Annotated in this window: 7 protein-coding genes and 2 pseudogenes; 3 read left to right on the top strand and 6 right to left on the bottom strand. The window is 44.2% G+C overall.

Features of this window, described 5'->3' with window-relative positions; all coding sequences use genetic code 11:
* The 3 genes and pseudogenes from HEN33_RS23435 to HEN33_RS23425 all read left to right on the top strand — a co-directional run.
* Nucleotides 1-239 (top strand): transposase domain-containing protein (locus HEN33_RS23435; RefSeq protein ID WP_183083476.1); only part of this gene is annotated, 239 nt, incomplete at its 5' end.
* A gap of 62 nt (nucleotides 240-301) precedes the next feature.
* Nucleotides 302-544: pseudogene (locus HEN33_RS23430) on the top strand (IS30 family transposase); the annotation flags it as partial.
* 137 nt (nucleotides 545-681) lie between these two features.
* Nucleotides 682-858, top strand: coding sequence for a hypothetical protein (locus tag HEN33_RS23425; protein ID WP_000136079.1), 177 nt, complete (start codon nucleotides 682-684; stop codon nucleotides 856-858).
* A gap of 161 nt (nucleotides 859-1019) precedes the next feature.
* Here the strand turns inward: HEN33_RS23425 and HEN33_RS23420 are convergent, their stop codons facing one another.
* The 6 genes and pseudogenes from HEN33_RS23420 to HEN33_RS23395 form a co-directional block, all read right to left on the bottom strand.
* Nucleotides 1020-3380: a TOTE conflict system archaeo-eukaryotic primase domain-containing protein gene (locus HEN33_RS23420; RefSeq protein WP_024219866.1), complete on the bottom strand. Its 2361-nt coding sequence runs from the start codon at nucleotides 3378-3380 to the stop codon at nucleotides 1020-1022.
* Between the two features lie 154 nt (nucleotides 3381-3534).
* Complete coding sequence (locus HEN33_RS23415) at nucleotides 3535-4098, bottom strand: inovirus-type Gp2 protein (protein WP_000282084.1); 564 nt, start codon at nucleotides 4096-4098, stop codon at nucleotides 3535-3537.
* An 820-nt stretch (nucleotides 4099-4918) separates the two neighbouring features.
* Entirely contained in the window at nucleotides 4919-6352 is a 1434-nt protein-coding gene (locus tag HEN33_RS23410) for a YfjI family protein (protein WP_000335695.1), read from the bottom strand.
* 218 nt (nucleotides 6353-6570) lie between these two features.
* Entirely contained in the window at nucleotides 6571-6687 is a 117-nt protein-coding gene (locus tag HEN33_RS26540; protein ID WP_001451890.1) for a hypothetical protein, read from the bottom strand.
* A gap of 307 nt (nucleotides 6688-6994) precedes the next feature.
* Nucleotides 6995-7291, bottom strand: coding sequence for a helix-turn-helix transcriptional regulator (locus tag HEN33_RS23400; RefSeq protein WP_001303889.1), 297 nt, complete (start codon nucleotides 7289-7291; stop codon nucleotides 6995-6997).
* Between the two features lie 222 nt (nucleotides 7292-7513).
* Nucleotides 7514-8206 (bottom strand): annotated as a pseudogene (locus HEN33_RS23395) (IS1 family transposase).
* Nucleotides 8207-8314: the final 108 nt, after the last annotated feature.

The raw sequence follows: 8314 nt of genomic DNA, 5'->3' as shown, positions 1-8314 counted from the left end.
ACGATGGCTGGGTGGAAATCGACAACAACATCGCTGAAAATGCCCTGCGGGCGGTCAGTCTGGGTCGTAAAAACTTCCTGTTCTTCGGCTCTGATCATGGTGGTGAGCGGGGAGCGCTACTGTACAGCCTGATCGGGACGTGCAAACTGAATGACGTGGATCCAGAAAGCTACCTTCGCCATGTGCCTGGCGTCATAGCAGACTGGCCGGTCAACCGGGTCAGCGAACTGCTTCCGTAGCGCATAGCACTGCCAGCTGAATAACACATCCCCGTCAATACGGCCCTCGCTGTACGCTTACGCGTAATCGGGGCAGACGCTATTACAAAGCTGTTGATGCTAATAACCGAGCCAACAGAATGGCGAAAAGGCCAAAACCGTGCTTACTGGATCAAAATTTACCATTGCGAAAGCTTGTTCTGGAAAAGCTGGAGATGAAATGGTCTCCAGAGCAAATATCAGGATGGTTAAGGCGAACAAAACCACGTCAAAAAACGCTGCGAATATCACCTGAGACAATTTATAAAACGCTGTACTTTCGTAGCCTGATTACCACTATAAAAAGGCTGCTATTGAGTATGTTGCTCAGATGCTCATATCAAATATCGGTAATCTTGAGGAATACACATTTGTTCCCGTACCACCATCCAAATGCCGTACAGATGCCGCTTACGATGACCGTATGACAGAAATTCTGCGAATTGCGCAAACCTACGAACCATGGCTGGATTTCTGGGAACTGGTTGTGCAAAACGTATCAACAATAGCCTCTCATACCGCAACAAACCGGCCCTTACCAGAAGCGATTATGGCAAACTACCAACTGGATGAACAATTACTGGAAGGGTGCAGGCCCTAGATTGTTATTTTTGATGACGTTCTCACTGCCGGTAGTCATTTTAAAGCGATGAAAAGCCTGATACTACAACATATTCCTGAAGCCTGTATACTGGGACTCTTTGTTGCCCGAACAACCCGGGGAGCTCAAATTATTTAAAAAGGGTAAAGTACTCCTTAAAATTAAATCACTGATTCATCGCCGTCAGCTATAATCCTGTACCCCATCGCTTTATAACCCCGCTGACGTTTATCCCACATTCTGAGCAGCACAGGATACGCGGTATCCACAAAATCAATGATCCTGACATCGCTTTTACCGGTATGCTCTCTGTGAAGACGCCCTGCATACTGCTGTAATGTCCCTTTCCATGACACAGGCATGGCAAGAATCAGCGTATCCAGCGGAGGGTGGTCAAATCCCTCACCAATAAGTCTGCCTGTTGACAACAAAATTCGAGGAGAATCGGGAGGAAGAGCATTCAGCCCGGATATCAGCATCGCACGCTTTTTTTTCGATAGTCGACCATGGAGAATAAAGGGAGACAATTTCAGTGAATTCATCACTGATGCTATCTCATCCAGATGATCTGTACGTTCAGTCAGTACCAGAACTTTTCGCCCCTGCCCGAAAGCTTTCATGGCTTCTTCAGCTATCGCCACCGTTCTGTCATGATCCAGAGCAATTTCTCTGAAAATATCCTGGATTCTCGCATCCGATGGTAAATGACCAGATGTAAAACGGGAACGGAGCAGTACCTCCAGATTATGTGGGCTTTCCTTCGGGCGGACCGCTGTATGGCGAATGGCACCACAGTACATAAAAATAATGGGATGCAGACCATCCCGTCGGATTGGTGTTGCCGTCAGGCCAAGCAGATATCTGGCATTCGTTTCCTTCAGAATCGCAGAAAATGAAACCGCGCCAATATGATGGCACTCATCCACAATGATTTGCCCATAATTCCTGACCAGAGGTTCAACTTCTCCTTGTCTGGATATGGACTGCACCACCGCAATATCAATATTGCCACAGGGTTTATGTTTACCTCCCCCGATAATACCAATACTGTCACCGGCCTGCAGAAACACCGCGAGACGCTCCTGCCACTGCTTCAGCAATTCAGTCCGGTGTACCAGTATCAGTGTATTCACTTTCCGCTTGGCAATCACTGCCGCTGCGGTAACTGTCTTACCAAAAGCCGTTGGCGCACAAAGCACACCAGTGTCATAACGGAGTAATGCCGAAACGGCCTCTTCCTGCTCCGCTCTGAGGTTTCCCATAAAAACGGCATTACATTCCGTCCCGGCAAATCGTTTATCGATTAATTCTGCAGCAATATTGTTGTCCCTAAGGAAAGATAATACGCTGTCCAGACATCCCCGGGGCAACGCAATGTGTTGCGGGTAATTCTCCGCACAACCTATAACACGGGGCTTATTCCAGACTGACATACGCATTGCCTGAGCCTTATAAAACTCAGGGTTCGGAAATGCTGCCAGCCGAATAAGTCGGTTAATCAGCACCTGAGGTAATTGCGCTTTTTCGAAATAGATCTGGTTTGCCAGCGTGATTTTCAGCGGTTCTGCAATAGAAATATTCAGTCTGTTTCCTGATGATTTTTTCTCTTCCCACGGCGTACCCAGGTCTTCTTCGTTGATAAAATTCACATCCAGAGGATGGATACTCCCTGTAGCCCGTAATATCGTCGGTTCAATATCCTGCACATTCATCGGGGTCACCGATACAAGAAAAGCCCACTGATCAGGATAAGGCTGGAGATTCATATCAACAAAAACGCTTCCCCCCAATTCACGCGGTCTTTTTTGCAGAGGTAACGCTATGAGATTACCAAATCCCCCTTTTGGCATAGTATCCTGATTAGGAAATAATCGGTCATAAGACCCCAATCGCAGCTGTCGGGTCCGACTACACGTATAGCTAATAATAGCAGTCCCCAGACGGCGAGCTTCGCGGGCCGAAACTCGTGAGGCAAAAAATATCCAGACATGCGCCCCCTGACGTGAACGGGATATTTCCAGCGCAGCAGGTACACCCAGCTCATCACAGGATCGCATGAATGCGGATGCATCCTTCTGCCATTCAGCTTCATCAAAATCAACTGCCAGAAAATAACAGGAATCATCTTCCAGCAACGGATACATCCCGACAGTATGGGTACCGGCCAGATGGTGGTAGATGACGAGATCGGATACAGGAATCAACTGACGGTGAGCGCAGTCCCCACATTTTATCCGGGGTTTACCGCATATTCTCGCCTGCCATTCGTTAGCGCAGGCAGGAGAGTACCCTGATTTGCCGCTGGTTTTACTTTCCCATCTAAGTGCCCATACATCATCACGCCCACGAAACAACCGACGAAATAATGCAACCTTCTCGTCGGTGGATAATACAGAAACGCGCTGCACAGGAGTCTGCGGTTTACGTCGCCATTCAATCCCATGAGCTTCAAGTAATGAGACCAGACGGGCATTTTCTGCCCTCAATGCAGCTAATTCATCACTGTCAGATTTATGAACCATATTCGTTACCTGTATCCGATCCACTGAGGCACCACGGCAGAAATTCGGGTCCCCTACACTGATGACAAAGCGCCCCGCCCTCTTCTGCCTATTAACTCAAGCACCTCCCAACAACTTACAGAAACTTAATTCTAATACCTAATACAGCTGTAATTCAGTTATGTCGTGGTCGGCCCCGGTTACTTTTTTCGGGAAGCCTGCTACGCCTCAGAATAATACCGTGTTCTTTCTGATCCTGTTTGGCCAGATAGCTAAGGGCGTAACGTAAGTCGTCTACCGCAGATTTATCACTATAGTGAATTACGTGATCGATACGCACCGGGTATTTGTCTTTAGCCCTGCACAGGTGAAAATAACCCTCCCCTTCCGTGATCCGCCTCCAGATATCTCCCAGTTGCCTGGATATCCGATAAGATTTGTTGTGACGTTGCCCATCCAGGTAGCCGATAAAATGAATATGAAGTCCCTTGTTTGACGTATATTCCATTACCCAGTAATATCCCGCCAGCATCGTTTGGGTTTCACTAAGTAAGCGGTGCATTTCAATACACATACTGTGCCTACAGGAATGACCAAAACTGGGCGTGTCTTTCCTGTAGGCAAAATCAATTCTGAAAGGTAACAGTTTAGAAAAACGTTGAAACAGACCTTCCATGTGTTCATTCACGTCTTTCAGAATCATGAAGTCCATTTCGTAATTGGGATTAGCATTATACATTTTATAGTCCTTACTTTATAAAAGTTACAGGAAGGTGGAATTACATAAATACTGAGAGTACAGAAACGCCGTACCGCGGCATTAATAAACGAGGTAACCAGCAGCACAGACAACCTGATAAAACTGTTTCGTATTACCTCATTACTCCAAAGAGGTAATATTTCAGAGTACAGTAAGACTCACTTAAACTGAGGACCAGTACGAATTACAATGGTAAAAACACACCTCATAGAATTGAGTTTAAGGAAGTACCATTCAATCACTTACAGGAAGTAATCTGACATTCACAAAAGCCAGTATCGGGTAGCCACAGGCAACACCGCTATTAATACTTCTGTACCATTAAGTAAAAACAGCGACCCAGCTTGAGGCCTCTACAGATATTTAACTTCACCATAAAAATGATGGTATACAGACCATACCCCACACACCATAAGAATATTATTTCATACAGGAAAGATTATATTTTTTCATACCTATAAACTGTAACAGAGCCATAACATACTCTAATAGTGTTCCGGTACGTAACCAGTGTTAAGTGCGTACAAGACAACATAACAGATCACATAACTTCCACTAATAATACTAATTAACCTAAATTATTTATTGAACACGAAAACAATGAAGGCCCCACCTCACCTCAGACTAAAGCCGACAATATCCTGAGTAACACTCTATCCAATAGTAAATAGTGGTTACACCAGTTATATTTACTGACTGACCTGTACCAGAGTTTTCTAATACAACGCTGACATGGTAAAGACATTAGTCTCCTCCGCAAGTAGCAGAGGAGACTATATGTACTCAACGATTAAGTCGTTCAGAGGTCAAAGTTAGGTGCGACACACAACGTTTTTCCCTCAATAACCGGTACAACTCTGTTTTGTTCATACAGTAAATCCAGTAACCAGTTGATTTTATCCTTTTTCCGGAAACGGTTCGGACCACGCTGTAAAATGTCATTTTTTTTCATACAGAGGATCCCCTTCTCAATACAATAGCTTTTTATCCAGTTGAAAAGTTCAAGCTCCTCTGGAATGAGTCGCACAGGTACGGTCAGGGCAGAGTTGTCAAAAGTTAACGGATTAGACAACCGCACATACTCATTACCGTACCATATTGCTAATTCTCTCGCCATTTCTGCAGTGTAAGGGGAAATCTCCCCCTCTTCACCGCTCGAATGGTAAATAAGTCCTGCCAGTCTTGCCATATACTCTGCATTTTTAGCAGCATATTCCCGGCAATGTCTTAAAGGCCCCAATCCCCCCAGCTTCGATTCCACATCATTGTAATAATCCGTCCAGATTCTGGCAGCCTGAGGAGAAAAGTGAAGGCAACGTCGTTCACCACTCATCGCCAGACTTTCATCAATAAGCTCATTGATCCTCTCTTCAAACAAATCCTGATACTGTGATGAATAATTATCTCCGGTTATTATCCTTGTCCCCTGCGTTGATGTTGGTTGACACATCAAAAACCTTGCATGATGTCCTGACGTTTTCACAATTTCTTTTTTTCGCGTACAAAAACCTTTGTGGTAAACATCAGGCTGAATCATCACCGATATCGTCAGTCTTGGCTCCTTCAAATTAATTCCGGGAGATGATTTCCTGTCGATGAAAAGAGAACCTCCATCCCACAAAGTGTTAATAATTCCCAGTTTACTCATGGCCCGGCTGTCAAAAATTACCCCCCCTTCACTGGATACAAGAGCAAAAGAGCGATTGCTATCGGAGTAATATTTTAACATTCCCTCTATCGTTGTCTCATTAAAAATTGTTCGACGTATCTGCGGCGGAACAGGAGGTTTATTCAGATGCGTTTCAAGCTCTGATTCTGTTGCCTTGTAATCTTTACCGGCACGAATCTCTTTATGAAATTTTGATTCCAGCGCTTTTTGTTTTTGCTCCCATATTTCCTTTTCTGTACTGTAATTCTCAACCAGTTTCGCGTATTCATCCGCCAGGGCTTCATCCCTGAGATAAAATGCTTTCATAAACACTTTATCCACGGTCGTTTTCCTTTCACCGGAATCAGCCAGAATCAGAGAGTAAAGATTAACAGGCCCATGTAAATTTCCAGGTCTGCACACGTCAATCTGATTCTGACAGGCAATTGAGATCGCTGTTAATGCGGATGTTGCCACCATAGCCAAAGGTGCCTGTGTATTTTTTTGAGTTTCAATTATTGCATTTCTCACCAGCGGTGGTAGTGCATATATCGGATAAGGATTTTCTGGTGCAAGTAAGCACATAAAAGCCTCTCTTTTCATTAATGGGTTAGTAAAATAGCAGCAAATCCCGCTACAATAGCGAAAATAGCTGCTATTCAGACCTGATGCTCTGAGAAATACAGAGCATTTGTAGATCTGATGTTTAATAAACCGATAAGGTTAATTCAGTGAAGACTGTATTATTCACCACGAAATATCATTCATATTTCTCATTCTTAATACCTCCGGAAATTATTTCACTAATACCTTTCCCCCGGTCTTTTCCCTTTCTCCAGAACCATAGTGTAAATATTAACGGCCCCACGTAAATTTCCGGGACTGCATACGTCAACCTGATTCTGACAGGCAATTGACATCGCTGTTAATACTGACATTGCAACCAGAGTCAGAGGTACTTGTTTATTGTATTGAGCTTTAATTATTGCCTTCCCTATCATTGATGGTCATGCATATACTGAATACGACATATCCGGTTTGATGTAAGGCATAAATGCTTCCTTTTTCGTAATACGTTTCGGTTATAGCAGCAATTACCGCTACAATAGCGACAATAGCTGCTCTTTCAACAATGAATGCTGGAAATTCTGTTTATCAATTAAACTTCTGGCTAAATTGTTCTTATGCTTCTTTTTCCTCCTGAGGTGATCACGTGATGACAAAAACTTATCTGCTCATGGTCATATCTGAAGAAAGCGTATGTCTCACTTCGTCATTAACACCTTTGACTGCTGATCTGGCAGGTACAGTATGTAAAGTAAGCCATTCGTCAATAGCTGATGAACGCCAGCCCACAGAACCACTACCAAGACGTACCGGCCTGGGGAAGGTTGCATCGTAGTATTTCGATAACGGATTCATTTTTTCGTAAATTGTCGAACGAGATATACCTAACAATTGGCTCAGTTCAGGCATCCGTAAGATGCGTGAAGGAGTCCTGCAGTGTCCGGATTGATCTGGCATTTTATCCCCCATAGTGTGGTGAACTGTCGTTACAGTTTGTATTCCCCGGGTAAATTTGTCTGCGTAAAAAAATGGGTTGAGAAAAAAGACAATAAATAATTAAAAATCAATATGATAGAAAACGACAGCATTAGTGTTATTTTACTTTTCCCTTATCGCTGTCGATTCTCATTATCATTCATGGCAAAAAAACAGCAAAAGAGGCCCTGGTAATGACTCCTGTCAGTAGTACATGTGTTTTCGATAAATGAACCAATGGCTTTTCGTGAATTTCCAGGGAGCGTAAAAAGCAAATCGTTTTCCGGGCAGGTCGTTTGATGTGAGTACGAAGTGTCAGATTGTTGCGCTCAATGCGCCGGGTAAATATCTTGCCGACAAGATGCTTATCCTGTGGCATTTCTCTGGTATAACTGCTCCGGTTGTCTCTGGTTATCATGCCTGCGGAGAATGGCTTCAGGAATTCCGGCAACTCACGGCATGTTTCATCAGTGCGAGGACCAAAAGTGTAAGCCAGCACACCGTCAGCTTTGGTCTTATACGCGTACCAGTGCCACTGCTGACGAGCTTTGTTTTCGACAAAACTCCATTGTTCATCAAGTTCACAGATAAGTGCCACATCGACACTGGCGGCTGGAGATATGGTTACTTTACGTGGTGAGCGTTTTTTAAAGTGAGAATGACGGTGTTGATATCCACCTTCAGCGTTCTGGAGCTATCGCGAACCCCGGCTCCGTTATGAACCATTTCAACAATTTGCTCTTTAATGCCTGGTTTTCGGGTTTCGTAGATGTAATTCAGTTGAAATACACGTTTGCAGGATTAGCACTGGAAACGCTCATGATCTGAGGTGCTGTGATCATAACGGTACACTTTATAGGAATTACAGCGGGGAGAATATACTGTAACTGTTGCCATATGGTCTCCAGATACCAATAGAATACAACATTAATCTATCGTCAGAAGGCATCACCGGGGCCTTCTGACATAATCTGTTAATACGTGTACTATTACCCTGTTCAGAAA

The organism is Escherichia sp. 94.0001 (genome assembly GCF_013369155.2).
In the GTDB taxonomy this organism is placed as follows: Bacteria; Pseudomonadota; Gammaproteobacteria; order Enterobacterales; family Enterobacteriaceae; genus Escherichia; species Escherichia coli_F.
Note: the sequence above shows the minus strand (reverse complement) of the source record. Positions and strands in the feature narration are given on the sequence as shown.

Coding starts and splice junctions, on each gene's coding strand:
- HEN33_RS23400 (WP_001303889.1), bottom strand. CDS start 7,291: ATGCCAGATCAATCCGGACACTGCAGGACTCCTTCACGCATCTTACGG.
- HEN33_RS23415 (WP_000282084.1), bottom strand. CDS start 4,098: ATGTATAATGCTAATCCCAATTACGAAATGGACTTCATGATTCTGAAA.
- HEN33_RS23410 (WP_000335695.1), bottom strand. CDS start 6,352: ATGTGCTTACTTGCACCAGAAAATCCTTATCCGATATATGCACTACCA.
- HEN33_RS23420 (WP_024219866.1), bottom strand. CDS start 3,380: ATGGTTCATAAATCTGACAGTGATGAATTAGCTGCATTGAGGGCAGAA.
- HEN33_RS23425 (WP_000136079.1), top strand. CDS start 682: ATGACAGAAATTCTGCGAATTGCGCAAACCTACGAACCATGGCTGGAT.
- HEN33_RS26540 (WP_001451890.1), bottom strand. CDS start 6,687: ATGTCAATTGCCTGTCAGAATCAGGTTGACGTATGCAGTCCCGGAAAT.